Source organism: Glutamicibacter endophyticus, assembly GCF_048457885.1.
Taxonomy (GTDB): domain Bacteria; phylum Actinomycetota; class Actinomycetes; order Actinomycetales; family Micrococcaceae; genus Glutamicibacter; species Glutamicibacter endophyticus.
Genome location: NZ_CP174200.1, coordinates 3,105,717 through 3,130,130, shown reverse-complemented (window position 1 = coordinate 3,130,130; position 24,414 = coordinate 3,105,717). Strand labels below are relative to the sequence as shown.

The following is a 24,414-nucleotide window of genomic DNA, read 5'->3' as shown; positions in this document are numbered from 1 at the left end:
CCGCAACCGCCTAGGAGGTGGCGAAGGCCGCCCGAATTTCCTCATGAGGCAGCGCGTAGCTGGTGTGCTCTTTGCGTCCGACCATATCTTCGGCCGCCACCAGCGCGTTGAGCACGGCTTCCTCGGTGGCCTCGACGACCGCGGTGTAGAAGTCATCCATGCTGGACCAGGTCAGATGCTCAAGTTGCTCGCGCACAATGCCCTGCTCCATGCGCGAGTTCAGTCGGCCCTGGTTGGCCGTGGAGAAGGCCAGGAAGATGTCCCCGGAGAAGTGGCTGCCGGTGGTGCCGGTGCGGGCGAGCCCCAACGGCACGCGGCGGGCCAACGCCCGGCACTGATCCGGTAGCATCGGTGCGTCCGTGGCGACCACGACGATCACGCTGCCGCCGCCGGGGACCGCATGGGCCGGGCCGTTGACGTCTTCGGAGAGCCAGTCGGTGGTTTCCATGGGGTTTGGCGCCTGCGAGTCCTTGCCGAGGTTGTGCCCGGCCACGCGCAGTTCGGCGCGCTGCCCGAAGTTTGCCTGCAGCAACACCCCGACGGTCCACTGGGCATCCGCGGCGCGGACCACGCGGGAGGCGGTGCCGGTGCCGCCCTTGAAGCCGTAGCAGTTCATCCCGGTGCCGCCGCCGACATTGCCTTCTTGCAACGGTCCGGTGCCGGCGGCGTCGAAGGCCTCCATGGCATGCTGCGGGGTTAACGCCTCGGCGTTGATGGAGTTCAGGTAGCCGTCCCAGGTTTCGCCGACCACCGGCAACATCCATTGGGCCGCGGTGGACGGGTCGTTGCGGGCCATCCAGCGGTCGATGCCCTGGTGGACGGGGCCGACGGCATGCGAATTGGTGATCGCCACCGGCATCTGGAATTGGCCGGCCTCGTCGATCCAGGAGCGCCCGGTGAGTTCACCGTTGCCGTTGAGCACCGCGACCCCGGCGGCGCAGGCGGAGCCCGGAGCGGACTTGCCGCGCGGCAGGATGGCGGTGACTCCGGTGCGGATCACCTCCTCGCCGTCCTCGATCAGGGTGGTGTAGCCGACCTCGAGGCCCGGCACGTCGGTGATGGCGTTCCAGGTTCCGGGTTCGCCGTCGAAGGGGATGCCCAGGTCGCGGGCGCGGGGGCGAGGGGTGCTGGGGGAGTAGTTCGCGGTCATTGGGGTTCCTCGTCTGTCTCGCTGGGGGTTTCGTCGGTGGCGCTTAGATCGCAGTCGAGGGCGATCTGCGCGTACTGTATGAGGTTGGCCAGATAGCGTTCGCGTTGCCAGTTATCCGGGTCGAGCAGGTAGAGCCCGTAGCCGTCTTCCAGGGCCACCAGGTTCGTCGCGATCCCCTCGACGTCGCCGCGCGGGCGGAAAGCGCCAAGGGCCACGCCGACCTCGATCACCACCTGGTAGAGCCCGACCTGTCGTTCGGCCAACAGGGTCATGCTGGCCCGGTATTCGGGTTTGTCGCGCAGCACGGCGGCCACTTCGTAGATCACGCGCAGGTCGTCGCTGATCACTTCCGGAATGCCGGAGGTGATCATGCGCCGCAACCGCTCGCGCGGATCGGCAATTCCGTCGATGAGTTGGCGGCGTCGGGTGCTGAACTCGTCGAGCACATTCTTCACCGCCTCGATGACCAGCTTGTCGAAGGATTCGAAGTGGTAGAGCACGCTGCCGGTGCTGATGCCGGCCTGCTCGGCCACCGCCCGGATATTCGCCCCGGAAATCCCGTGGGCGCCGATCACATGGGTGGCGGCGGAGAGCAGATCGCGTTTGCGCTGCTGGCTTTTGGACATCACACTTCCTCTTCCTCCAGTTGCCGCTCGGGGGCCGGGACAACCTTCATGCTCTGGGTCAGCGCCGCGTAGCGTTGCGGTGCGCGGCGTTTCATCACCAGTCCGACGATGACGCCGGTCAGGAAAATCACCGGCACCACACCGATCAGAAGCCAGTTGATCGGGCCTTCGAACCCGGAGACCAGGTCGAAGTTCAGCACGATCACGGTGAAGGCCGATAAGAGTCCGACGGCACCGAGGATCGGCGCAATAACTACTCTCCACATACCGTAGCCGCGACGGTTGCTGCGGAAGAAGCCGATGACCGCCAGTGCGGCGATGCCCTGGGAGAAGACCAGCCCGGCCACGCCCACCGCGTAGGTCCACAGCGCCAGGCCGACGAAGGGGTCGGCGTCGAAGGCGGCGGCGATGATCAGCGCCACGGCCGAGAGCACGGTGAAGGACAGCGAGGCGATGTGTGGGGAGGACATCGTGCGGTGGGTGCGCGCGAAGATCTGCGGCAGCAGGCGTTCGCGGCCCAGTGAGAACAGGTAACGCGAGCAGGCGTTGTGGAAGGCCAGCACCGCGGCGAAGAAACTGGTAATGATCAGGATTTCCAGCACCACCCCGGCCCAGGCGCCCAACGCGTTGCTGCCGGCGATGAACATCATTTGTTCGAAGTCGGCGGAGTTCGCCAGCTCGATGATCCCGGCCGGGCCGAAGGCCACGGCCAGCGCCCAGAAGGTGAAGGCGTAGAACACCGCGAGGAAGATGATGGCGATGTAGGTGGCCTTCGGTACGGTGCGTCGCGGGTTGTGGGCCTCCTCGGCGTAGATCACGGTGCCCTCAAAGCCCAGGAAGGCACCGAAACCGAAGACGAACAGGGCGCTCGCCCCGGAGGCGAAGAGCACGTTCTGCGGGTCGAAGGTCGCTTGGGTGGCCTCGGGGATGGTGGCGCCGTTTTGGATGATGATCGCAATGCAGATCACCAACAGGATCACGATTTCGGCCGATAGGAGCACGGCGAGCACCTTGGCGCCGACGTCGATGCGTCGGTAGCCCAGCACGCCGACCAGCACGATGGACAGCACCGCCCATACGCCCCAGTGCAGGTCGATGCCGAGCAGTTGCGAGAAGGTTAGTTGCGCGTAGAAGCCGAGCAGGGCGTAGAAGCAGATGCACAGGAAGGCATAGGCGACGACGGTGAGGAAGGCGACGCCGATGCCTATCGGCTTGCCGAGGCCCGCGGCCGCATAGGCGTAGAAGGCACCGGTATTGCGGACATAGCGGGACATGGCGGTGAAGCCGACGGCGAAGAACAGCAGGGCGATGCCGCTGGCGAGCATGGCACCGGGGGCACCGATGCCGCCGACGAGGAAGGCCAGTGGCGCCGAACTGACCGCGACGGTCAGTGGGGCCGCCGCGGAGACAACGAAGAACACGATGTCCAAGGTTCCGAGTTTCCCTTGGGCCAGAGCGGCCCGTGGCGGGGCTTGCTGAGAGGTGAGTTGCATGGTGGAGGCTCCCTGAGGCGGGTTAGCGAAAAATTGATCGGCCGTATGAACACTTTGTGCTCTGGATCACCTTAAAGTCAACGGTTTCCCAAAAATTTCTGAACAGCTGTTCAACTTTTTGAACCGGCTTGAGGTCGGTTTGAGACCGGTGCCGCGCGGGGCGTCGTCATAGTGCGTCATAGTCGCAAAGCGGCATATGCGGCCGTCGGTCACTACCGCTGACTTTGTCATCCTCAAGGAGTATGGTGTATCGCGCGGGCGCTGGTTACGCTGTGCATATCATCAAATGACGGCGCGTTGATTTCTGCCCGTACATTTCTCCCTGTCCGCGAAAGGCAAGACATCAATGGGTAGCACTCGTTCACAGCGAAGCAAGAAGGTCCGCGCGATTATGGCAGGCGGCGTGGTGCTGGGTCTCGGCGTTGCCGCCACCCTGGCCGCATGGAACAGCTCGGACTTCGCCGCCGGCACCTTCGGCACCGGCAACATGGTGCTCGAGGGCAGCACCAACGCCACCGACTTCGCCAACCACCCCGAATCCTCCCCGGCCACGCTGAGCTTTGGCATCGAGTCGCTGAACCTGGCACCGGGTGAATCGGTGACCGCTCCCTACGCGGTGCGCCTCTCGAGCGATACCACGGTGGATGCAACCGTGGTGCTGAACACCGAGGTGAGCTCCCCGAACGCCGGTTTGAGCTACACCGTCACCCAGTCCAGCACCCCCGACTGCGCCAACGGTACGCAGACCGGCTGGGTCGGCACCCGTGCGCTGGCCACCGCCGACGGCGTGCAGACCAGCCCGCTGTCGTTGAGCCAGGGCGCCGATACCGCCGCCGGTGCCCCGGTCAACCTGTGCTTCACCGTCAGCGCCGGCGCGCAGGCGGACCTGACGCCGGGTCAGACCACGAGCGTGGTGTGGGAATTTGCCGCAACACAGGCTGACAACTAGCACGAAGACCACGCGCCGGGCCCGTCTGACGGGTCGGCGCGTGGCCGCCGTACTAGCCGGAGGACTGGTGCTCGGGGTCGGGGCGGCAACGACCCTGGCCGCGTGGACCTCCTCGCAGTATGCCCAGAGCTCGGTGGGCACCAGTATTTTTGCGCTGGAAAGCACGGTGGATGCCACCGGTTCCACCGGCTGGGCCGATTACCCGCAGGGTGCGGCCGCGCAGCTGAATCTCGACGCCGCGGCGTTGAGCCCCGGCGCGCAGAAAACTGCCAGCTTTCTGGTGCGCACTACCTCGGCCAGTACCGTCGGCGGCGCGTTGGTGCCGAAGCTGGCGTTGGTGCCCACCTCGAAGACCGGTTCGCTGCCCAGCTATCTGCAGTACTCTCTGGAGTCGGTTAGCACCGGCACCTCCTGCGCCTCGCGCACCATTGCCTCCGGTGCCTGGCGGGCCATGGACGCCGACCCGGTGATTACCGGAAATCAGCAGGTGCAGGCGGCGCGCGGCAACCTCGTGAAGTACTGCCTCGATCTGCGCATGGTGGCCGATAACGTCCCCTCGAGCGTGCAGGGGGCCACGGTGGGGCTCACCCTCACGGTGACCGGGAGCAGCGAATGAGTTCAGCTTCCTCCGGCAGGCGGTGGAGTTGGGCTGGGGTCCCCGGGGCGCTCGGGGACATCTTGCTGTGGTTGCTCGCGGGGCTCGGCCTGATCTGCATCGTGCTGGTGATTATCGCCAAAACCCAGTCGCTCTCGCTGATCATGTTTTCCACCGGTTCCATGTCTCCGACGATTCCGGCCGGCTCGGTGGCCTTGGTGCAGGAGGTACCCGCCGCGGAGGTGTCGGTGGGAGATGTGGTGACCGTGGAACGTCCCGGAAAGCTGCCGATCACCCACCGAATCGTCGACATTGAGTCGGGCATGGGGGCCATGGTTGAGCTGACCCTGCGTGGGGATGCCAACGAGCAGAACGACCCCGCACCCTACCAGGTGAGCGAGGTGCGGATTGTGCGCGGGAGCGTGCCGGAGCTGGCTCACGTGGTGGTGTTCTTCCAGCGCCCGGCGGTGCTCGGAGTGCTCAGTGTGCTGGCCGCGGGGCTGGTGACCTGGGCTTTTTGGCCGCGCCCGCAGGGTCGAAGGGCACGACGATGAGGTATCGTGCCGCGCTGGCCGCGGTCGCCTGCCTGGCCTTGGCGGCGCTTGGCGTGGTCGGTCCGACGCAGGCGACCTGGCAGCACAGTCAGGTGGCCGATGCCGGCACCGTGGGTGCTGTGCAGTTGCCCGGACCGGCGAGTACGACCTGCACGAACATCCCGAACCTATTGGGCGCACGGGCACAGCTGAGCTGGCCGGCGGCCACGGTGCCGCCGGGGGTCAGTTCCATCCGGTACCGGGTGACCTCGCAATTTGAGGGGCAAAGCGCGGTGCGCCAGGATTTCACCACCAATACGCAGATGACCTTCACGACGACCCTGCTCGAGGGTCTGCTGAGCCTTTCCATTGGGCGCATCGACCGGCTGAACGTCACCGTCGAGACGTTCTATAAGTACCCGTCGAGCGAGTGGGTGTCGGTGACCTCGGCGCGCCGCGTGCTACTACGCAACGGTGGCCTGGTGGGCATTGCCGCCTCGGTGACCTGTGAGGTGCAGGGGCAGCTACCCGGCTAGTTGGCCTGGTGACTGCGCGCTTGTACCGAATCGCGGCGAACCAGCCCGGTGTCCAAGGTGATGCGCTCGGCCGCGTGGGCGGGACTGTCGATACGTTCGAAGAGCTTATCGGCCGCCCGGGCACCGAGCTCGTGCATGGGTTGGGCGATCATGCTCAGCGGTGGGTCCATCACCTCGGCCCAGGGGTTGTCGTCGAAGCCGATGAGCGAAATATCTTCCGGCACACGCAGTCGAGCCTGCCGGATGGCGCGCAGGGCGCCGACGATGGCATCGGATTCGGTGCAGAACAGGGCGGTGGGCGGCTGCTCGAGTTCGAGCATTCGGGTGACCTCGGCCTTGGCATGTTCGGCGGTCTTTTCGCCCACCATCACCAGGTCGAGGTCGCAGGGTAGGCCCGCGTCGTCCAAGGCGTCCAGATATCCTTCGAGACGCTCGCCCTCGGTGAAGAGGTTATTGGCCGAGGCATCGACGAGCTCGCGGCGCACCGTCGGGCGGTGGGTGCTCGGTGGGCCCCAGACGAAGCCGACGCGTTGGTGGCCGGCGGCGATCAGCTCGCTGACCGCCAGGCGTGCCGCGGCGCGGTTATCGATGACCACCTCATCCAGTCCGAGTTCGGGAATCGCGCGGTCCACCAGGACCACCGGGATGCCCTGCGCGGCGGCGGCACTGATATGCCCGGCCCCGGCGGCGGTACGCGCCGAGGTGGAGATGATGATGCCATCCACCCGCTTATTGATCAGCGTATTCATCGCCGACACTTCCTCGGCTAGGTCTTCGTGAGAGCTGATGACCAGGGTGTCGACCCCGCGGGCGCGTGCGGTATCAGAAATGCCGCGCATGACCCCGGCGAAGAAGGGGTTGCCGATATCGGCGATGATTACCCCGATGGTGTGGGTGACGCCGGTGGACATGCTGCGGGCCAGGGCGTTGGCCCGGTAGCCGAGGCGTTCGGCGGCGGCCAGCACCTTATCCTGCATGGCCGGGCTGACGTAACCGTAGCCGCCGAGGGTGCGCGCGGCCGTGGCGCGGCCAACTCCGGCCTCGCGGGCCACATCGGAAATCGTTGGGGCGCCGGTTCGCGGTTGCGGCATTAGGGGGCTACTCCCGTGCTCGTGGGTCTTACCCTCATCTTACTGGCAGCGTTTCATCGCGCCAGCTGCGCGGATGGGCGAAGGCCGCCTCCACGGTGCACTGCACCTTCGCCGCCTCGGCCGCCCGTTCAAGGCCACGCCGCAACGCCTCGGGGGTGGGCGGCCGCCGCCGCGACCAGCCATCGGCCAACAGCGAGGTGGCGAAGCCGGCCAGCGCGGCGTCCCCGCACCCCATGGTGTCGCGCAGTTGCGTGGGGTCTTGGTGCAGGTGCGCCGGGTGCGTGAGGATCTGGGTGCCATCGAAAAGCCGGGAGCCGGCGGTCCCGCAGGTGCCCAGTACCAGCGGTGCGCCGGCCGCGTGGATGCTGCGCAACAATGCATCGGCCTGCTCGGGTGGCAGCTCGCCGCAGGAGATCAGGGCGAGATCCACCAGCGGCGCCACTCGGGCCAGATACTCGGTGCTGCGGTATTCGGGTTCGCTGGAGAAGTCGAAGCTGACTAGGGTGTTGGTCTCGCGCAGCGCCGCGAGCTGAGACTCGAGCCCGGAATAGACGCTGGAGTGCGTCAGATCGAAGCCGGAGATATAGGCCAGGAGTTCCGCGTCGAGTTCCAGTGGGTCGGAGACCGTGACTCCGCCGCCGTTCCAGCCTAGGAAGACGCGATCGGAATCGACCACGTGAAGCCGAGAGATGCCGGTGGGCCCGTGCTTGACCTGGCTGTACGAGGTGTCCACCCCTTCGGCCTCGAGGCAACCGCGCAGAAAGCCGGCCAGCTCGTCGTCTCCGAAGACTCCGAGGTAGGCCGATTCGGCGCCGTGACGCCGGGCGAACACCGCCACATTAACGGCGTTGCCGCCGGGGTAGTCGACCTGGCGGTCGATGAAGCGGTCAATGATGTTATCGCCCAGGCCGAGCACGCGCATCGGGGATCTCCTTCGCAGTATGAGGTGTGTGATCGCGGCCCCGCCGGGGAGCGGGGCCGCGCGGGTGTGTCTAGTACTCCATCACCCGGTAGTAGCGGCGCAGGTCCAGCGAGTGCTCGCGCACGCGCTCGAGGTGCTTGCTGACTCGGCCCATCACGGTGTCCAGCACGATCGGGGCGATCAACGCGCGGCTCTCGGCGCTGAACCCGGCGAGCTCGTAGTTGCGGGTATCGAAGACGCTGACGTTCGAGGTGATGCGCTTGGCGAAGTCCTCGGCGCGGTCGGTCAGCGGGCGAGTGTCGTCTTCGCCCTGGAAGACGATGACCGAGGTGTCTTCCTCGAGCAGCTCGAGTGAGCCGTGGAAGAACTCGGCGCTGTGCACGCGGGTGGTCTTCAGCCACTGCATTTCTTCGAGGATGCACATCGAGTACAGGTAGGTGAAACCCCAGAGCGGGCCACCGCCGATCAGGAAGTGATAGTCGGTGTCCTTGTGCTTCTCGGCAAAGTCGATGGCCTGTGCTTCGGCCTGCTGCGCGGCGGCCACCAGTGCGTCCGGTAGCAGGCGCAGCTCGTCGGCGAGCACCGGATAGTGTGCGAACTCGCCGCGGCGGTGCAGGATATTGCCCACCAGCAGCAACATCTGCATGTCGAAAGGCCAGGTTTTCGGTTCGGAGATGAAGGCCTTGTCGACCTTTTCGGCGATGGGGCTGTCGGCGTGACCGGTGAAGGAGACGGTCTGTGCCCCGCGGGCTGCGACATAGTCGATGGCGCGCACCACGTCGTCGGTGGTGCCGGAGACCGAGGTGAACACCGCCAGGGTGCGCTCGCTGATCAGTGCATTGCCGGTTTCCACCAGCTCGGCGGCGATCAGGGCCTGCACCGGCAGGGTGGAGGTGCGGCGGGCCAAGAACTCATAGGGCCACATTTGGGCGTAGGTGCCACCGGAGCCGATGAGTAACACGTTGTCGATGCCGGTGCTCAGGAGCGTATCGAGATGTGCTTCGACCTCCGGGCGGAGGGCTACGGCGCTGGCAATTTGGGTGCGGAATTCGGATTCGTTGAAGCCGAGCATATGCGGTGATCCTTTCACAGATCCTCGTGAGATGGTGACCTATCTGGTACCGGTATCAGGTGCGAATAATGCTTGCATGCCCCAAGCGGTCGCGTCAAGGGTGAAGTGCCATGGATTTTCCGGCTTAACTACCCGTTATTCATTGTGTTTATGGGGTAAATCTCCCAGAGGGTGGTGACGCCGGGATTGGCGCGAGGAAAATTTCAACGAAACTCTGGTACCGGTATCAGAAAGTGTGTATATTCGCATCCAAGTTATTCATTGCTCCGAGCGGCAGGCGACGGCACTCGGGCGAGAAGAGGAGCATTTTCATGAAGTTTCCCCGCATACAGATGGCCGCGTTGGTCGCGGCCTCGGCCCTAGCCTTGAGCGCATGTTCGGGCGGTGGCCCCGAGGCGGCACCCGCGGCGGACCTCACCGGAGAGCCGGACTACAACGGAAGCATCAGCGTTTTGACCAAATTCGCCGGTGAGCCGCTCGAGGCCTACTTCGAAGATGTGGCCGCCGCCTACCAGAAGGAGCACCCCGGGGTCAGCATCGAGCTGATTCAGGAAACCGACCAGTCGATCAAGGACAAGATCCGCACGCTCACCGCCTCGCAGGCGCTACCGGATGTGTACTTCACCTGGGCCGGGAACTGGCAGGAGAACTACGTCAACGGTGGGCTGGCCGCCGATCTGAGCGAAGTCATCGCCCCGGAGACCGAATGGGGGAGTAGCTTCGGTGAAGCCTCGCTGGATGCCTTCGCCGTGGACGGGAAATACTACGGAATCCCGCTGTACAACAACGGTAAGTTCATGGGCTATAACAAGGCCGCCTTCGAAAAGGCCGGCGTCGACGTGCCCACGAACTTCGACGAACTCATCTCCAGCTGCGAGCCGCTGCGCAAGGCCGGGTACGAGCCGATCGCCTTTGGCAACAAGGACGGCTGGCCCGGGCTGCACTACCTAGGCCAGCTCTTCGCCTACAACGTGCCCGCCGAGGTGCTGCACGCTGACTTCGATCCGCAGACGGCCTCCTGGCAGAACCCGGGCTATGTCACCGCGCTCGAGCAGTACAAGCGATTGGTCGATTCCTGCACCGACACCGGAGCCGGGTCCAACGGCGTGCTGTACACCACCGCACAGGAAGCCTTCTCCGGCGAACGTGCCGCGATGTACTACCAAGAGGTGCTCGAATTCGACTCCGTGGCCGGCGAGAAGAAGCTCGACCCGGAGAAGTTCGGCATCTTCGCGCTACCCGCCCCGGCCGACGCCGCCGGAGACCCCGCGGCCATTGAGGGTTCCCCCGAGGGCTACATGATCAACGCCCGCTCGCCGCAGGCCGCCCTAGCGGCGGACTTCATGAAGTTCGCAACGAATACGCAGAACGCGCAGACCCTCTCCGCCACGCCATATGGTCAGCCCAGTGCCGTGAAGGGTGCGGTGACCGAAGAGACCTCTTCGAAGGCCGTCTTTGAGGGAATCGAGAAGGTCAACGAGGCCTCGCAACTGGTGATTTGGTTGGATACCGTCACCGTGCCGGAGGTGGCCGACGCGTGGTTGGCCGGCGGCGAGGCGCTGACCAGCGGCAGTAGCACCCCGGCCGAGGTTATCGATTCGGTCCGCGCGGCCAGCGAATCGGCTAAGTAGGTGCCGTGATGACCCTGACGCATAGCGCTCCGCCGCGGCGCCACCCCAGCGGTGCGCCGGCGCGGCGGAGCGGGCGGCCCAGCCCGGCCCTGTTCAGCCGACGGCTGAGCCCGCGCGGGCTGCTCTGGCTGGCCCCGGCGGTGCTGATTCTGCTCTCCTTCGTCTATTGGCCGCTGGTGCAGAACTTCGCCTTCTCGATGACCGAGTGGGATGTGTATACCGGCACGCGGGAATTCGTGGGGCTGGAGAACTTCAGTCGGCTGGCCGCCGATCCGGTGTTCCACCGCTCGCTGCTGAACAACCTGCTCTACGCCGGGCTCTCGCTGATCTTCCAGGTGGCCGGGGCGCTGCTGTTGGCGGTGGTCATCGAGTCTCGACGTAGCGAACGCCTGCGTCGCGCGTTGCGGGCGATCTACTTCGTCCCCTCGGCCATCTCGCTGACCGTCGCGGGCCTGCTGTTCTACTTCATCTACGAGCCGAAGCTCGGCATGCTCAACCACCTGCTCGAGGCGGTCAACCTCGGTGCCTTGGCCCAGCCATGGCTGGGGCAGGAATCGACCGCAATGCTCGGGATCATCATGATGAGCCAGTGGCAGGGTTTCGGTTACAGCACGCTGCTCTTCGCGGTAGCCATCCAGCGCATTCCGCGCGAACTCTACGAGGCCGCCGAAATCGACGGGATCGGTCCGGTGCGTCAGTTCTTCACCATCACCGTGCCGCTGGTGCGCGAGATGTCCGGGCTCATGGTGATCGTGACGATCTCCGGTGCCTTCCAGGTCTTCAACGAGGTGATGGTGATGACCAGCGGTGGGCCGAATAACTCCACCCAGGTACTGGGGACATGGCTCTATCACAACGGTTTCTCGCGCAATGACTTCGGCTATGCCGCCGCCATTGCGACGGTGATCTTCGTGGTGACGATCTCGATCGGCCTGGTTCAGATGTGGTACACCAAGCGCAGGAGAGTGCAATGGTAAGCAAGGGCTATTTCTTCGCGGTGATCGGCCGGGTCTTCGCTTGGACCTTCCTGCTGGGTCTGGCGGTGATCGTGATCTACCCGCTGCTCTGGATGCTGCTTAACGGCTTCAAAACCAATAGCGAGCTGTTCGCCAACCCCTTCGCACTGCCACAGCAGTTCAGCTGGCAGAACTACGTCAACGCCTGGAACCGCGGGGTCAGCAACTACGTGACCACCAGCGTGCTGGTGACCGTGACCTCGACGATCGCCACGGTGTTCATCTCCGCCTGGGCCGCCTATGGGCTGAGCCGGGTGAAAATCCCGTTTTCGAAGTTCTGGACCGGATTCATTCTCGGCGGGCTCATGCTCGCCCCGACCGTGGCACTGGTGCCGCTGGTGAAGCTGATGCAGGCGCTGGGGCTGTACAACACCTTCTGGGCGTTGCTGATTCTCTACACGGCCTTCCGCATCCCGTTCACCACCTTCTTGATTCGCGCCTACATGATCGATCTGCCCTTTGAGATCGACGAGGCGGCGGAGATGGACGGGGCCAGCCGCTGGAAGACCTTCTGGCACATCATCCTGCCGATGTGCACCCCGATCCTGGTCTCCACGGTTCTGTTGCATGTGCTGTTCGCATGGAACGAGTACATTTTCGCGATGGTCTTCACCAACGGCACCGGCGTCGAACCACTACCGGTGGGGCTGACCAGCCTGATGAGCAAGCATGGCACCGACTATCCGGTGGTCTTCGCCGGTATGGCCATCGCGGCGATCCCGGTACTGGTGCTGTTCTTCGCCAGCCAGCGCTACTTCGTCAAGGGTCTGAGCGAGGGAGTCGGCAAATGACCGGTGCGCTGCCGGTGATCGCCGGAAGCAACTTCGGCTATCAGCTGTACCCGCTGCGGCATTGCTTTGCGCAGATGGCCGCCGCGGGGCGCACCGACTTTGAGTTGTGGGGGATTGCCGGGCATGCGCACCTTCCCTGGCTCAGCGATGAGCAGGCTCGGGCGCTACGCGCCCAAGCCGCCGACTACGGGTTGCGCATTCGATGCCTGACTCCGGAGCAGGTCAGCTATCCGGTCAACATCGCCTCCCCGAACCGTGACCTTCGGCGGCACAGCCTGCGCGGATTTCGCCGGGCCGCGCAGCTTGCGGCCGAGCTTGGTGCCGAGTTGTTGTTTCTGACCGCCGGCTGCGGCTCAGCCCTCGAGGAGCCCGAACGGGGCTTTGCGCGCAGTGCCGAGGCGCTCGCCGAGATCTGCGGTTACGCCCACGAGCTGGGGTTGCGTTGCGTGCTCGAACCCTTGCAACCTAGCGAATCGAACCTCGTGACCACCGCCGGGCAGGCCGCCGCGATGCTCGAGGCGGTGCGTGCGCCGAATTTGGGGGTCACGCTGGATACCGTGGCCATGGCGGTGGCTGGCGAAAGTGTGGAGGACTATTGGCGAAGCGTCGGGGACCGATTGTGGCATGTGCACCTGATCGATGGCAGACCCGCCGGGCATTTGGCCTGGGGTGATGGGTGGCTCGATCTGCGCGGGATCCTGCGCGATTTGGTGGCCGGTGGATATGACGGGCTGCTGACCGTGGAGCTTTTCGGCGAGGGAAAATATCATGCGGATCCCGGCGCCGCGCATCGGCGTTCGGCGCGGGCTATTGAGCAGGTTTTGGGAGAGCTGAGCGGTCACCTAGGGCGTAATTGATACGGCTGTTGGTGGTTTGAAGGCCTCGAAGCGAAGGCGGAAGTTCCACGGTGAACTAATAATGAACTTAATTCTTTTAAGTGCTTGTGCTCACGTTCCATGGGCCGTATCGTAGAAAACGAATCATATTCGTTATTTAGGTCATGACCACCCGTGCCGGCGATCACCGTGCAGTGTGGCGACCTACTGGCCCCGGGGCGGCGCTAGGCCGCCACCGATGAGGAACAGCATCCATGAGCACCTACTTCATGCCTGCAGAAACCGCTGCCCACGAGCGGATCTACATGGCCTTCCCGTCGAGCGGTTACACGCTGGGAGATACCGAGGAACAGGCCGAAGCCGCCCGCACCACTTGGGCCAATGTCGCCCGTGCCGTGGCCCGCTTTACCCCGGTCACCATGGTCGTCGACCCGGCCGCCGAGGCCGACGCACGCCGCCACCTGGGCGACGCGGTGGACTACGAATTCCGCGAGCTCAACGACGCCTGGATGCGCGACATCGGGCCGACCTTCGTGCGCGACGCCTCCGGGGAGCTGGCCGCGGTGAACTGGAACTTCAACGGCTGGGGCGCCCAGGAGTGGGCCAGCTGGGACAAAGACAGCAAGATCGCCGCCGAGATCGCACGGCACGCCGACGTGCCGCTGCTGACCTCCTCCATCACCAACGAAGGTGGTGGCATCCACGTCGACGGCGAGGGCACCATTCTGGCCACGCGCAGCGTGCAGCTGGATCCGGGGCGCAACCCGCAGGCCACCGAGGAACAGATCGAGGCCGAGTTCGCTCGCCTGCTGGGCACCGAACGGGTCATCTGGCTCAACCGTGGACTAACGCGCGATAACGAGGAGTTCGGCACCCGCGGGCACGTGGATATCGTCGCCTGCTTCCCGGCCCCCGGCGTCGTGCTCTATCACGATCAGCAGGATGACACCCATCCGGACTTCGCGATCTCCGCCGAGGTGCGCTCGATTCTGGAGAACGCCACCGACGCCCGCGGGCGGGCTCTGAAGCTCGTGCCGGTCCCGGCCCCGAAGGTGCTCAAGGACGAGGAAGGCTGGGTGGATTACTCCTACATCAACCACCTGGTCACCAACGACGGCGTGATCGCCTGCGCCTTCAACGACCCGAACGACGAGGTCGCCGCCGGCATCCTCGCCGAGGTGTACCCGGGACGCGAAGTCGTCTCGGTGGACGCAACCGAACTGTACGCCCGCGGTGGCGGAATCCACTGCATCACCCAACAGGTACCAACCCGATGAATTCAACGACCAACACCAGCAAGCTGAGCACCGAGCCGGTCACCAAGACCGGCAAGGGGCTGACCGCCGGGCAGATCGGCCTGTTCACCGCCATCGTCATCGGCGTCTCGACCATCGCCCCGAGCTACGTGGTGGCCAGCACCCTGGGCCCCACCGCCGAAGCCGTGGGCACCCACCTGCCAGCGATCTTCATCGTCGGCTTCATCCCCATGTTCCTGGTGGCCCTGGGCTACCGCGAGCTGAACCGGGCGATGCCCGATAACGGCACGACCTTCACCTGGGTGTGGCGGGCCTTTGGTCCGCGCGCCGGCTGGATGGGCGGCTGGGGCATGCTCGCCGCCAATATCATCGTGCTCTCCAACCTGGCCGGTGTGGCCGTGGACTTCTTCTACCTGTTCCTCGGGCAGGCCTTCGGGCGTCCCGAGCTGGCCGACCTGGCCACGAACCCGTGGATCAACGTCGCCACCTGCCTGGTCTTCATGCTCGGCGCCACCTGGATTTCGGTGCGCGGGCTGCACGCCGCCTCGATCGTCCAGTACCTGCTGGTGGGACTGCAGGTGCTGGTGCTGCTCTGGTTCACCTTCGCCGCCTTCGCGAAGGCCGGACCCGCCGTCGAGTTCTCCGCCGAATGGTTCAACCCGATGGGGATCGACTCCTTCTCCGCGATGGCGGTGGGCCTGAGCCTGTCGATCTTCGCCTTCTGGGGCTGGGACGTCTGCCTGACGATGAACGAGGAAACCAAGAACGGCGAGCGCACCGCCGGTGTGGCCGCGGGCTTCACCGCGGTGGCCGTGCTGGCCATCTACCTGCTGACCTCCGTGGCCGCCACCGTCTTCGCCGGTGTGGGCACCGAGGGGCTGGGGCTGGCCAACCCGGAAACCATCGGCAACGTTTTCGCCTCGCTGGCCGGACCGGTCATGGGCCCGGCGGCGATCCTGCTTTCGCTGGCCACCCTGGCTTCCTGCGCCGCCTCGCTGCAGTCCACCATGATTTCCCCGGCACGCTCGATGCTCTCGATGGGCCACCACGGGGCACTGCCGCCGGCCTTCACCCGGATCCACCCGAAGTTCGGCACCCCGGCGTTCTCGACCATCGTCGCCGCGGTGATCTCCACCGCCTTCTACGCGCTGATGCGTTTCGTTTCCACGAACGTGCTCAACGATACGATCCTTGCGCTGGGCATGATGATCTGCTTCTACTACGGCGTGACCGCCTTTGCCTGCGTCTGGTACTTCCGCCGCACCCTGCGCGCCTCGCTGCGCAACCTGATCACCCGCGGCATCGCCCCGCTGCTCGGCGGCATCGCCCTGCTGGCCGTGTTCGTACAGACCGTGATCGACTCGCTCGACCCGGACTACGGCTCGGGTACGCACGTGGCCGGCATGGGGCTGGTGTTCGTGGTCGGAGTGGGCATCCTGATCCTGGGTGCGGTGTTCCTCATTGGCGCTCGCAACCGTCGTCCGCGTTTCTATGACACCCGTCCCGAAACCCGCTATGTGCGACAGGACCTCGAACAAGGCTAGCCGCCACCAGCTAGTCGGCACGCCCCGTCCGCCCCGCCCGTCCTTGCGACGCCGGGGCGGGCGGGGCGTTGCGCTAGGTTAGAGGTAGGCATGCGGTACGGGAGGTGGACGACGGGTGGGAATCGGTGCGCTCTTGGCGCTGGCCGGGTCGGCCTTTCTCGGCAGTTCCCTCCAACGCATCTCCGGCATGGGTTTCGCCCTGGTGGCCTCGCCCTTTCTCGTTCTCGTGCTGGGGCCCTACGAGGGAATTATGCTGGTGAATTTCCTCGGAGCCTGTTCGGCGGCGCTGATCTTCCTGCAGGTCTTCCGGCAGGTGGAGTACCGCAAGATCGGGCTGCTGCTACTTCCGGCGGTGGTGATGACCGTTCCCGGCGCATGGGTGGCCGGCCATCTGGGCTCGGGTTGGCTCAACGTGATGATTGCGGCGCTGGTGCTGCTGGCCCTGTCGCTCAGCTTTGCGATCCGCAACCTGCCCATTGCCCAAAGCCGAGCGCTGGCGGTGGGCGCCGGGGCACTGTCCGGGTTCATGTCGGTGACCGCCGGCGTCTCCGGCCCGGCCATCGCCGGCTATGCGGTTGCCACCCGCTGGCCACAGGCCAAATTCGCGATCTCCGTGCAGCTCTACTTTCTGGTGTTGGCCACCGCCTCGCTGCTGGCCAAGGGTGGGATGCCGCGGCTCAGCGGACCGGCCTGGACCGCCTGCCTCATCGCCATGGTGTTGGGCATCACCGTTGGGAATCTGCTGGCGGCGAAGATCAATCCCGCCTTCAGCCGCGCGGTGGTCATCCTCATTGCCCTGGCCGGCGCGCTGAGCCTCCTATTCTCTGGAATTACGCAACTCGCCGCATAATGGTGCAGACGGATCAACAGGCGAAAAGGGCGGGGTAGTGCGCAGTCAGGTCAGCAAACTCGATATCGAGCGTCACGCATTGTGGGCCGGCGCCGCCGGGAGTGTGCTTGGTTTGATCGTGGCGCTGATTGTCTTTGCGGGGCGACGCCCACCGCTGGCCGGTGGGCTATCGGTCGGTTCGGTCTCCGCGCTGACCGCGGGCGCCGCCGTGGTCGCGGCCAGCGTCTGGGGATTTCGACAGTTGCTCGTGGTCCGCGAACCCTGGTTGGCCGATATTCCGCCCTGGCGCAAGGCACTGACCATGACCGGTCTGGTGCTCGTGCACAGCGGTGGCATCGTGATGGCCCTATCCACCCTGTTCTACCTGGCGCAGCAGGCCTTTTTCGGGCTGGACGTCGACGCCCTGGCCGGTTCGCTTTTCGTGGCCGCCGCCACCGGCATCGGTTGCTATATCGCCTTGGGATCCACCGCGCGCACCGACGCGGCGAGCCTCGCCGGGGTGCTCGGGGTATTCATGGTCGCCGGGGTGAGCATCAGCATGCTCCTGGCCGAGGAACTGGGTTGGTGGCGGGTGATGTTCTCCGCGCTGGGCACGTCGCGCGCCGGGGCCGGCTCCTTCTGGACCTTTAACACCACGCTGGTGGTCTCCGGGCTGGTGCTAGCCTCGCTCACCGAATTCCTCACCCGCGACCTGGCTAGGCTGGGCGCGATCTATCGGCAGCGGGTGCTGGCCCGTCCTCGGCGCTGGGGGAAGGTCTTTCGGCCACGCCCCTGGTTCGTCCGCTGGTGCCTGCTGCTGGTCGCGGCCGCCGTCGTGTTCATTGGTTTGGTCCCGGTGGCTCCGGCCGAATCACTGCATTCGGCCTTCGTGCGCATTGCGGCGGCGGGCATGATGGTGCTCTTCGCCGGCAGCCTCATGCTGTTTCCCGGTTTCCCGGCCGCCTTCCACCTGTTTTCGGTGGCCTCGCTCATCGCGGTGGTGCTGGCAAATCTGCTGTGGACCCGCTGGCACTATTACAACCTGACCGGCTTTGAACTGGTCGCGGTGGCCATATGTTTCGGATGGTTAAGCGTCTTTATCCGCACCACCGCCGCGATGGTCGAGGGAATTGAAAGCTAGCGAACGCCCGATCCGGCCAGCTGCTTTGTTTCCGGATACTGGTTAGAAACCATACGGAAAATGCGCTGGCCTAGGCGCAGGCCGCCCTGCGGATGCCGTTCTAGCGCACCCCACTCGACAAGCTCGGCGACGAGCCGATGCGCGGAACTAATGGGTAAATCGGCATGTGCCGCAATGTCCGCCACCTTGATGGGGGCGGGCGACTGTTCAAACGCCGCAAGGATTTCGAGAACTCGGTTGGTAACCGAGCGGCCGGGCTGAGAGGTTCCACCTGACATATATAACTCCGGTCAGTGAAGCGCGCCGAAGCGCGAACGGGCGATGATGACGGTCCCCAATTTCCCCGCCCGTCAGTCTAATAGGCGAAGCTGACCAGTAGTAGGATCCAAAGCTGGGAATTTCATCAATAAAAATGTGCCGCCCGCCACATCGATGTTTCGGAGCGCTCTTGGCGGAGGGGATCTGCACGGAAAGGCAAGGATGAGTCAGATAATTAGCAACAGCGTGCGCGGGGTACTTTTCGACTGCGACGGGGTACTCGTGGACTCCGAACCGATCACCAATGCGGTGCTGCGGACGATGCTGCACGAACTGGGGTGGGCGATCTCCGCACAGGAGTGCATCGAGCTCTTTATCGGCCGGGCGTTACGGGATCAGCGGGAGCTGATCTTCCAGCACAGTTCCGTGTGGATCACCGAGGACTGGTTGGCCGAGTTCCGCACCCGCCGCGATGCCCAACTGCGCGCTCAGCTGCAAGCCATCGATGGGGCGGCGGCGGCCGTGCGCGCAGCGGCGGACCGGTTCGATTCGCGGATCGCCTGCGCCACCGGGGCGGACCTGGGCAAGGCCACCATGCAATTGGAGATGACCGGGCTGCTGCCGCTCTTCGCCGGGCAACTCTACAGCGGCATGGATCAACCCCGCAGTAAACCCGCTCCGGACGTCTATCTGGCAGCTGCCGCCGGGATCGGCATCGATCCGACCACGGCGCTGGTTATCGAGGACACCGTTTCGGGGGTGCGGGCCGGAGTTGCGGCCGGGGCCACGGTGCTCGGATTCTGCCCCGGCGGTCCAGTCCATGCCTCGTCCGAAACCCTGCGTGCCGCCGGAGCCCAGCACACCTTCAGCCATATGGACCAGCTTGCGGAGCTACTTGGTTGCCTCACGCCCCAGCAATAGCCCACCGGCGCGAAGGTGCCCAACTTCACCGTTGCTCTTAGACGCAGGCATGAAACAATGGAAGAGATGACTTCGAGCAACTCCACCACACTGTCCGCGGCCGAACGCAAGGCCCTGCGCCAGGAGCAGGCCGCCGCCCAGCGCGCCCAGCAACTGCGTATTTCTCAATCGCGGGCCAAGGCCGAAGGGCGCGCCCAGGTGATCCCCACGGCCGAGGGGTGGAAGCAGCAGATGGGCGCCGACGGCCGCCCCGAACTGCAGTTCTCCACCAAGCGTCGGGTCTCGCAGCCGCCGGTGCACCTAGCTGATCTGACCCTGGCCGAGCGCCAGGAGAAGCTCAAGGAGCTCGGGCTTCCGGCGTTCCGCGCCAAGCAGCTCTCCGTGCACTACTTCCAGCACTACACCACCGACCCCGAGGCCATGAGCGATCTGCCCAAGGCCGGTCGCGAGGAACTGGTCTCGGCAATGTTCCCGAAGCTGCTGACCGAGGTGAAGCGGCTGACCACGGACGACGGTAAAACCATCAAGTTCCTCTGGCGGCTCTTCGACGGGTCGCTCGTCGAATCGGTGCTTATGCGTTACCCGAACCGCATCACCCTGTGCATCTCCTCGCAGTGCGGTTGCGGCATGAACTGTCCGTTCTGCGCCACCGGCCAGGCCGGGTTGACCCGCAACATGTCCACCGCGGAAATCCTGGACCAGATCGTGCAGGCCAACCGGGTGATCGCCGAAGGTGGGCTGGGAGGACAGAAGCACCCCGAGGAGCGCGTAGGCAATATCGTGTTCATGGGGATGGGCGAGCCGCTAGCCAACTACAAGCGCGTGATGAACGCCGTGCACCGCATGGTTGCCGAAGCCCCCGAGGGGCTGGCGATGAGCGCCCGCGGTATCACGGTCTCCACCGTGGGGCTGGTTCCGGCCATCCGCAAGCTGGCCGAGGAAAACGTTCCGGTGACCTTCGCGCTGTCGCTGCATGCCCCGGACGATGAGCTGCGTGACGAGCTGATCCCGGTGAACTCGCGCTGGAAGGTCGACGAGGCACTGGATGCCGCCTATGACTACTACGTGAAAACCGGTCGCCGCGTCTCCATCGAGTACGCGCTGATCAAGGACATGAACGATCACGCCTGGCGCGCCGAACTGTTGGCCAAGAAGCTCAACGCTCGAGGCCGCGGTTGGGTGCACGTGAACCCGATTCCGTTGAACCCGGTACCCGGCTCCGTGTGGACCCGCTCCGAGGAAGAGATCACCCGGGACTTCGTGCGTCGGCTCGACGAGCTGGGGGTCCCGACGACCCTGCGCGACACCCGCGGCAAGGAAATCGACGGAGCCTGCGGCCAGCTGGCCGCCGACGGCGACTCGTAACCCGCAACAGTTTCTACTTCAGGCGGCCACTTCCGGTAAGGGAAGTGGCCGCCTGAAGTTTATCCACCCATGTCATCTAGCTCGAGCAAGCAGGGTTGTGGATAACTTGTTAATTACTTTACATAGATCACATGCGCGCAGCGTGCCTTGGCCTAAATTAGCCGCGTAAATTCGCGTATTCTGCCGGTTATCAACGAGTTGTCGCTTATCCACAGATGATGTGGAGTATTTGTTGATAGCCCTCCGGAAGCTGTGTACGGCATGTTGAAACATTCGTCCTTCGCCGTGCCCTGCTGGTAGGAGTGGAGGTAGTGACACGGGGTGCCGAGACATCGGCTGAGAGTACACCCGTTGAACCTGATCCAGTTAGTACTGGCGAAGGGATTGTCCTAGTGGGTGTCGCCCGCTGCACTCTTCCCGTTCGCCTCCTTAACGCAAGGAGCCTGAATGAGCACCCAACCTGCCACCGTGGCACGTACCCCACTCATTGGTGAGCAACTCGTCCTCGTCACCGGCGCTGGCCGCGGCCTAGGCCGTGCCATCAGCCACGCCTTTTTGAGCGCCGGGGCACGTGTGCTGATTAATTACCACCGCTCGCAAGAGGCAGCGGAGCAACTCGCTGAGCAGTTTCCGCAGCAGGCTCTGGCGCTGCACGCCGATCTCAACCAGCCCGAAACACTGAAGGAAGCCGTGACCGCAGGTGAGCAGCATTTCGGGATGCCGATCACCACGCTGGTCAACAATGCCCTTTTTGATTTCTCCTTCAACGGCAATGCACGCGCGAAGGCGGCCGATCTGAGTCCGTCGGACCTGCAAAGGCAATTTTCCGGGTCGGTGCTCGCACCGGTCGCAGCGATTCAGGCCGTGCTTCCGTCGATGCGCGCGGCCGGAGGCGGGCGGGTTATCAACATTGGCACAAACCTGTTCCAGCACCCGGTGGTTCCGTATCACGACTACACCGCGGGCAAGGCGGCACTGCTCTCATTGACCCGCACCTTTGCCGAAGATCTCGGGCCTGAGGGCATCAACGTGAATATGGTTTCTGGGGGTCTGCTACGCACCACGGACGCGTCCGCTGCGACCCCTGCCGACGTATTTGATTACATTGCTGCAGGTACTCCGACCCGTCGGGTTACGACACCGGAGGAATTGGCCGACGCGGTGCTCTTCTTTGCCAGCGAGTGGGCGCGTGGCGTGACGGGACAGAATCTCATCGTCGATGGTGGACTGGTTAAGGGATGAGCCTGAAACAGTTACATCTGAATCTTTTTAGTTACGGGGTCGGACACCATCAGGCCGCTTGGCGGCACCGGTCCTCGGCCGCTGAACGCCTAGGCACGCTGGACTATCACATCGAATTGGCCCAACTGGCCGAACGCGGACTATTCGATGCGGTCTTCTTTGCCGATGGGCAGAGCCTCGACCCACGCAGGGCTGCCGAATCGCCGAGCTGGTTCTTCGAACCGTTGACCCTTCTCACCGCACTGAGCCAGCATACCCGGCGTATTGGGCTGATCAGTACCGTCTCCTCGAGTTTCTACACGCCCTTCCATGCGGCGCGACTGCTGGCCAGCCTGCAGCAACTCAGTGGTGGCCGAGTTGGTGTAAACGTGGTGACGAGCATGTTTGATAGTGAAGCTCAGAACCACTCGATGTCAGCACTTCCCGAGCATGCCCAACGCTACGCACGGGCCGATGAATTTATCCGGGTACTCTCCGATCTCTGGGCCTCCTGGCCCATGGAATCCCTGCGGGTGGACCGAGAGGGGCATTTCATGGATCCCAGCGGAGCGCGCGCCATCGCACACCGTGGTGAACACTTTGCAGTCAACGGCCCACTCAACGTTCCGGTGTCCCACGAGCACGGCCCACCGGTTATCTTCCAGGCCGGAGCTTCGGAGCCCGGGCGTGAAATGGCAGCACGGTACGCCGAGGGTATCTATGCGGTGGCCGCGGACCACCAGATGGGCGTTGAGTACGCCAGAGACTTGCGGCGGCGCTCGAGCCGGTACGACCGAGACCCACACGGCCCACTGATCATGCCGGGCTTGGTCTGTTACGTGGGGCGCAGCATGGGCGAAGCACGCGCCAAGAAGCGCGCCTTGGACCAGCTACTACCTGTAGAGCAGGGACTGCGCCAGCTGGCACTGTTCACACAGCAGGATGTGAGTGACTGGGAGCTGGATGAGCCGGTGCCGCCACTACCGCCGCTGGCCGATTTCACCGGACCCAAAGGACGCTATGCGACCATTTTGCGGCTGATCGAGGTGCATCGACCCACGGTGCGAGAACTGTTGGGATTCCTAGCCGCCGGTGGCGGTCACTGCACCATGATCGGCACACCACAGAGCATCGCCGATGAGATTGAACTATGGCTGGATACTGGCGCGGCCGACGGTTTTAACTTGATGCCACCGAGTTTGCCTGAGGGACTTCGCGACTTCGTCGATCTCGTCGTCCCAGAATTGCAGCGTCGTGGCAGATTTCGCATGGGGTATCAGGGCAGTACGCTACGTTCGCATCTCGCTCAGGGGCATGAGCGGTAAGCTCGGCATATGTCAGAGAGTGGGAAACAATCGCAGCACACCGTCAGTCGCCTTAAGGTCTCCGCCCGCGGTGCGGTGGCACCCTTCGAGGTTATGGACATAGTCGATCGAGTTTCCACACTCCGGGCTCAGGGTATTGATGTTATTTCGCTGTGCGTGGGGGAACCCGGCGGGGGAGCCCCTGCAGCCGTGAACGCGGCCGCGGCCAAGCTCCACGCCGAGGGCGCCGACTTTGGGTATACGCCCACTCGCGGTCTACCCGAGACCCGGGCAGCTCTGGCCGAGCACTACGCACGGCAGTATTCGGTGCAACTGCCTGCGGAGAATATAGTGATGACGACCGGCTCCTCCGGAGCCTTCCAGTTGGCCTTTCTCGCCGCCTTTGATCCGGGCGACGTGGTCGCGTTGGCACGTCCGGGCTACCCAGCCTACGCAAACATTCTTAGCGCGCTCGGATTGCAGGTAGTGGACCTCGCCACCGGGGAGGAGCAGCGCTTCCAACCCACCGTCGCTTCACTCGAAGCGGCGCTCGCCGAACACGGTAGGCTCGACGGTCTGGTGATCGCCTCCCCGGCGAACCCCACCGGCACGATGCTCTCCGGTGCCGAGCTGGCCGAGCTGGCGCACTGGTGCCAACGGCATGGGGTACGCCTGATCAGCGACGAGATCTATCACGGGATCGAGTTCGATCCGCAGCGTCCGGCCCACACCGCCTGGGAATACTCGCGTGAGAGTCTCGTGGTTTCGTCCTTCTCCAAGTTCTGGGGAATGACCGGTTGGCGGTTGGGCTGGATGCTGGTGCCAGATGACCTGATCTGTGCCGTGGATGCCTTGGCCTCGAACCTGGCCCTGTGCGCACCGGCCCCGGCGCAGCGGGCGGTGCTTCACGCCTTTAGTTCGTCCTCGTTGGCCGAAGCTCGTGAACGAGTGACCGAGTTCGCGGCAACCCGGGAGCTGGTGATGCAGAATCTTCAGCGGCTCGGTTTCGACTCGGCCGCTCCGGCGGATGGAGCGTTCTACCTCTATGGCCGATTGGCTCCGCGGGTAGTCGAACGCTTCGCTAGTGCGTCGGCGTACTGTCGGGCGGTGCTGGATGAGGCACGGGTGGCGCTCACCCCCGGCAACGACTTCGACCCCGCGACCGGAGATCGTTATGTTCGGCTGTCCTTCGCCGCCGGGCCAACAGCCATCGCGCAAGCCATCGAACGGATCGACGCATTCCTCACGCGCCACGGGCTCGCCGGCTAGCGGCGGCGGTATCCACAGTTCGTTCCGCGGCGCGTCGGTTGCGAGGGGGTTACAGCGAATCTGGG

The 24,414-nt window shown here is 64.6% G+C and carries 24 protein-coding genes and 1 riboswitch; of the genes, 17 read left to right on the top strand and 7 right to left on the bottom strand.

Translation table 11 applies throughout. The features are described from left to right. Positions 1–10: 10 nt before the first annotated feature. The 3 genes from ACJD00_RS14610 to ACJD00_RS14600 are packed head-to-tail and all read right to left on the bottom strand — an operon-like array spanning position 11 to position 3,269. Positions 11–1,150 (bottom strand): P1 family peptidase, encoded by a 1,140-nt coding sequence (locus tag ACJD00_RS14610; RefSeq protein ID WP_418907626.1) that lies wholly within the window; start codon positions 1,148–1,150, stop codon positions 11–13. Further along, the gene (locus ACJD00_RS14605) at positions 1,147–1,776 is read right to left on the bottom strand and encodes a TetR/AcrR family transcriptional regulator (RefSeq protein ID WP_418907625.1); all 630 of its coding nucleotides are present in this window, start codon (positions 1,774–1,776) and stop codon (positions 1,147–1,149) included. The genes ACJD00_RS14610 and ACJD00_RS14605 overlap by 4 nt, the downstream gene beginning before the upstream one ends. Next, on the bottom strand, positions 1,776–3,269 hold the full coding sequence (locus ACJD00_RS14600; protein ID WP_418907624.1) for an APC family permease: 1,494 nt from the start codon (positions 3,267–3,269) through the stop codon (positions 1,776–1,778). The genes ACJD00_RS14605 and ACJD00_RS14600 overlap by 1 nt, the downstream gene beginning before the upstream one ends. A 346-nt stretch (positions 3,270–3,615) precedes the next feature. Here ACJD00_RS14600 and ACJD00_RS14595 point away from each other — a divergent pair, with 346 nt between their 5' ends. Genes ACJD00_RS14595 through ACJD00_RS14580 form a run of 4 tightly spaced genes read left to right on the top strand, consistent with a single transcriptional unit; the run spans position 3,616 to position 5,882 of the window. Continuing rightward, entirely contained in the window at positions 3,616–4,218 is a 603-nt protein-coding gene (locus ACJD00_RS14595) for a SipW-dependent-type signal peptide-containing protein (protein WP_418907623.1), read from the top strand. A gap of 40 nt (positions 4,219–4,258) precedes the next feature. Further along, positions 4,259–4,834: a hypothetical protein gene (locus tag ACJD00_RS14590; protein ID WP_418907622.1), complete on the top strand. Its 576-nt coding sequence runs from the start codon at positions 4,259–4,261 to the stop codon at positions 4,832–4,834. Next, positions 4,831–5,367: a signal peptidase I gene (locus ACJD00_RS14585; RefSeq protein WP_418907621.1), complete on the top strand. Its 537-nt coding sequence runs from the start codon at positions 4,831–4,833 to the stop codon at positions 5,365–5,367. Before ACJD00_RS14590 ends, ACJD00_RS14585 begins: the two co-directional genes overlap by 4 nt. Further along, positions 5,364–5,882, top strand: coding sequence for a hypothetical protein (locus tag ACJD00_RS14580; protein ID WP_418907620.1), 519 nt, complete (start codon positions 5,364–5,366; stop codon positions 5,880–5,882). Before ACJD00_RS14585 ends, ACJD00_RS14580 begins: the two co-directional genes overlap by 4 nt. Here ACJD00_RS14580 and ACJD00_RS14575 read toward each other — a convergent pair. The 3 genes from ACJD00_RS14575 to ACJD00_RS14565 all read right to left on the bottom strand — a co-directional run bounded on the left by ACJD00_RS14575 (position 5,879) and on the right by ACJD00_RS14565 (position 8,967). Then, positions 5,879–6,973, bottom strand: coding sequence for a LacI family DNA-binding transcriptional regulator (locus ACJD00_RS14575; protein ID WP_418907619.1), 1,095 nt, complete (start codon positions 6,971–6,973; stop codon positions 5,879–5,881). The two genes, ACJD00_RS14580 and ACJD00_RS14575, sit on opposite strands and share 4 nt — an antisense overlap. Before the next feature lie 34 nt (positions 6,974–7,007). Beyond that, a complete protein-coding gene (locus ACJD00_RS14570; protein WP_418907618.1) occupies positions 7,008–7,895 on the bottom strand; it encodes a PfkB family carbohydrate kinase in 888 nt (295 codons plus the stop codon). Positions 7,896–7,965: 70 nt separating this feature from the next. Further along, positions 7,966–8,967 carry an SIS domain-containing protein gene (locus tag ACJD00_RS14565; protein WP_418907617.1) on the bottom strand — a complete coding sequence of 334 codons (1,002 nt, stop codon included), beginning with the start codon at positions 8,965–8,967 and terminating at the stop codon, positions 7,966–7,968. 311 nt (positions 8,968–9,278) lie between these two features. Here ACJD00_RS14565 and ACJD00_RS14560 point away from each other — a divergent pair, with 311 nt between their 5' ends. From ACJD00_RS14560 to ACJD00_RS14525, 8 genes are all read left to right on the top strand, one after another. Next, positions 9,279–10,598 (top strand): ABC transporter substrate-binding protein, encoded by a 1,320-nt coding sequence (locus tag ACJD00_RS14560; RefSeq protein ID WP_418907616.1) that lies wholly within the window; start codon positions 9,279–9,281, stop codon positions 10,596–10,598. 8 nt (positions 10,599–10,606) lie between these two features. Next, on the top strand, positions 10,607–11,575 hold the full coding sequence (locus ACJD00_RS14555; RefSeq protein WP_418907615.1) for a carbohydrate ABC transporter permease: 969 nt from the start codon (positions 10,607–10,609) through the stop codon (positions 11,573–11,575). Then, positions 11,569–12,405 carry a carbohydrate ABC transporter permease gene (locus ACJD00_RS14550; protein ID WP_309409647.1) on the top strand — a complete coding sequence of 279 codons (837 nt, stop codon included), beginning with the start codon at positions 11,569–11,571 and terminating at the stop codon, positions 12,403–12,405. The genes ACJD00_RS14555 and ACJD00_RS14550 overlap by 7 nt, the downstream gene beginning before the upstream one ends. Beyond that, on the top strand, positions 12,402–13,262 hold the full coding sequence (locus tag ACJD00_RS14545) for a sugar phosphate isomerase/epimerase family protein (protein ID WP_418907614.1): 861 nt from the start codon (positions 12,402–12,404) through the stop codon (positions 13,260–13,262). Before ACJD00_RS14550 ends, ACJD00_RS14545 begins: the two co-directional genes overlap by 4 nt. 233 nt (positions 13,263–13,495) lie before the next feature. Continuing rightward, on the top strand, positions 13,496–14,518 hold the full coding sequence (locus tag ACJD00_RS14540; protein WP_418907613.1) for an agmatine deiminase family protein: 1,023 nt from the start codon (positions 13,496–13,498) through the stop codon (positions 14,516–14,518). Then, positions 14,515–16,041, top strand: a complete 1,527-nt coding sequence (locus ACJD00_RS14535; RefSeq protein WP_418907612.1) for an APC family permease — start codon at positions 14,515–14,517, stop codon at positions 16,039–16,041. Before ACJD00_RS14540 ends, ACJD00_RS14535 begins: the two co-directional genes overlap by 4 nt. A gap of 115 nt (positions 16,042–16,156) precedes the next feature. Beyond that, the gene (locus ACJD00_RS14530; RefSeq protein WP_418907611.1) at positions 16,157–16,891 is read left to right on the top strand and encodes a TSUP family transporter; all 735 of its coding nucleotides are present in this window, start codon (positions 16,157–16,159) and stop codon (positions 16,889–16,891) included. Positions 16,892–16,928: 37 nt separating this feature from the next. Then, positions 16,929–18,011, top strand: a complete 1,083-nt coding sequence (locus ACJD00_RS14525) for a hypothetical protein (RefSeq protein ID WP_418907610.1) — start codon at positions 16,929–16,931, stop codon at positions 18,009–18,011. Here ACJD00_RS14525 and ACJD00_RS14520 read toward each other — a convergent pair. Further along, positions 18,008–18,289, bottom strand: coding sequence for a helix-turn-helix domain-containing protein (locus ACJD00_RS14520; RefSeq protein ID WP_309409637.1), 282 nt, complete (start codon positions 18,287–18,289; stop codon positions 18,008–18,010). The genes ACJD00_RS14525 and ACJD00_RS14520 overlap by 4 nt on opposite strands. A gap of 202 nt (positions 18,290–18,491) precedes the next feature. Between ACJD00_RS14520 and ACJD00_RS14515 the strand changes: the two genes are divergently transcribed. The 5 genes from ACJD00_RS14515 to ACJD00_RS14495 all read left to right on the top strand — a co-directional run bounded on the left by ACJD00_RS14515 (position 18,492) and on the right by ACJD00_RS14495 (position 24,349). Then, complete coding sequence (locus ACJD00_RS14515; RefSeq protein ID WP_418907609.1) at positions 18,492–19,190, top strand: HAD family hydrolase; 699 nt, start codon at positions 18,492–18,494, stop codon at positions 19,188–19,190. A 66-nt stretch (positions 19,191–19,256) separates the two neighbouring features. After that, complete coding sequence (rlmN, locus tag ACJD00_RS14510; RefSeq protein WP_418907608.1) at positions 19,257–20,555, top strand: 23S rRNA (adenine(2503)-C(2))-methyltransferase RlmN; 1,299 nt, start codon at positions 19,257–19,259, stop codon at positions 20,553–20,555. Positions 20,556–20,862: 307 nt separating this feature from the next. Further along, positions 20,863–20,957: riboswitch (TPP riboswitch) on the top strand. Between the two features lie 45 nt (positions 20,958–21,002). Beyond that, complete coding sequence (locus tag ACJD00_RS14505) at positions 21,003–21,797, top strand: 3-oxoacyl-ACP reductase (RefSeq protein ID WP_418907607.1); 795 nt, start codon at positions 21,003–21,005, stop codon at positions 21,795–21,797. Further along, positions 21,794–23,101, top strand: coding sequence for an LLM class flavin-dependent oxidoreductase (locus tag ACJD00_RS14500; RefSeq protein WP_418907606.1), 1,308 nt, complete (start codon positions 21,794–21,796; stop codon positions 23,099–23,101). The genes ACJD00_RS14505 and ACJD00_RS14500 overlap by 4 nt, the downstream gene beginning before the upstream one ends. 9 nt (positions 23,102–23,110) lie before the next feature. Beyond that, positions 23,111–24,349 (top strand): pyridoxal phosphate-dependent aminotransferase, encoded by a 1,239-nt coding sequence (locus tag ACJD00_RS14495; RefSeq protein ID WP_418907605.1) that lies wholly within the window; start codon positions 23,111–23,113, stop codon positions 24,347–24,349. The last annotated feature ends 65 nt before the right edge of the window (positions 24,350–24,414 follow it).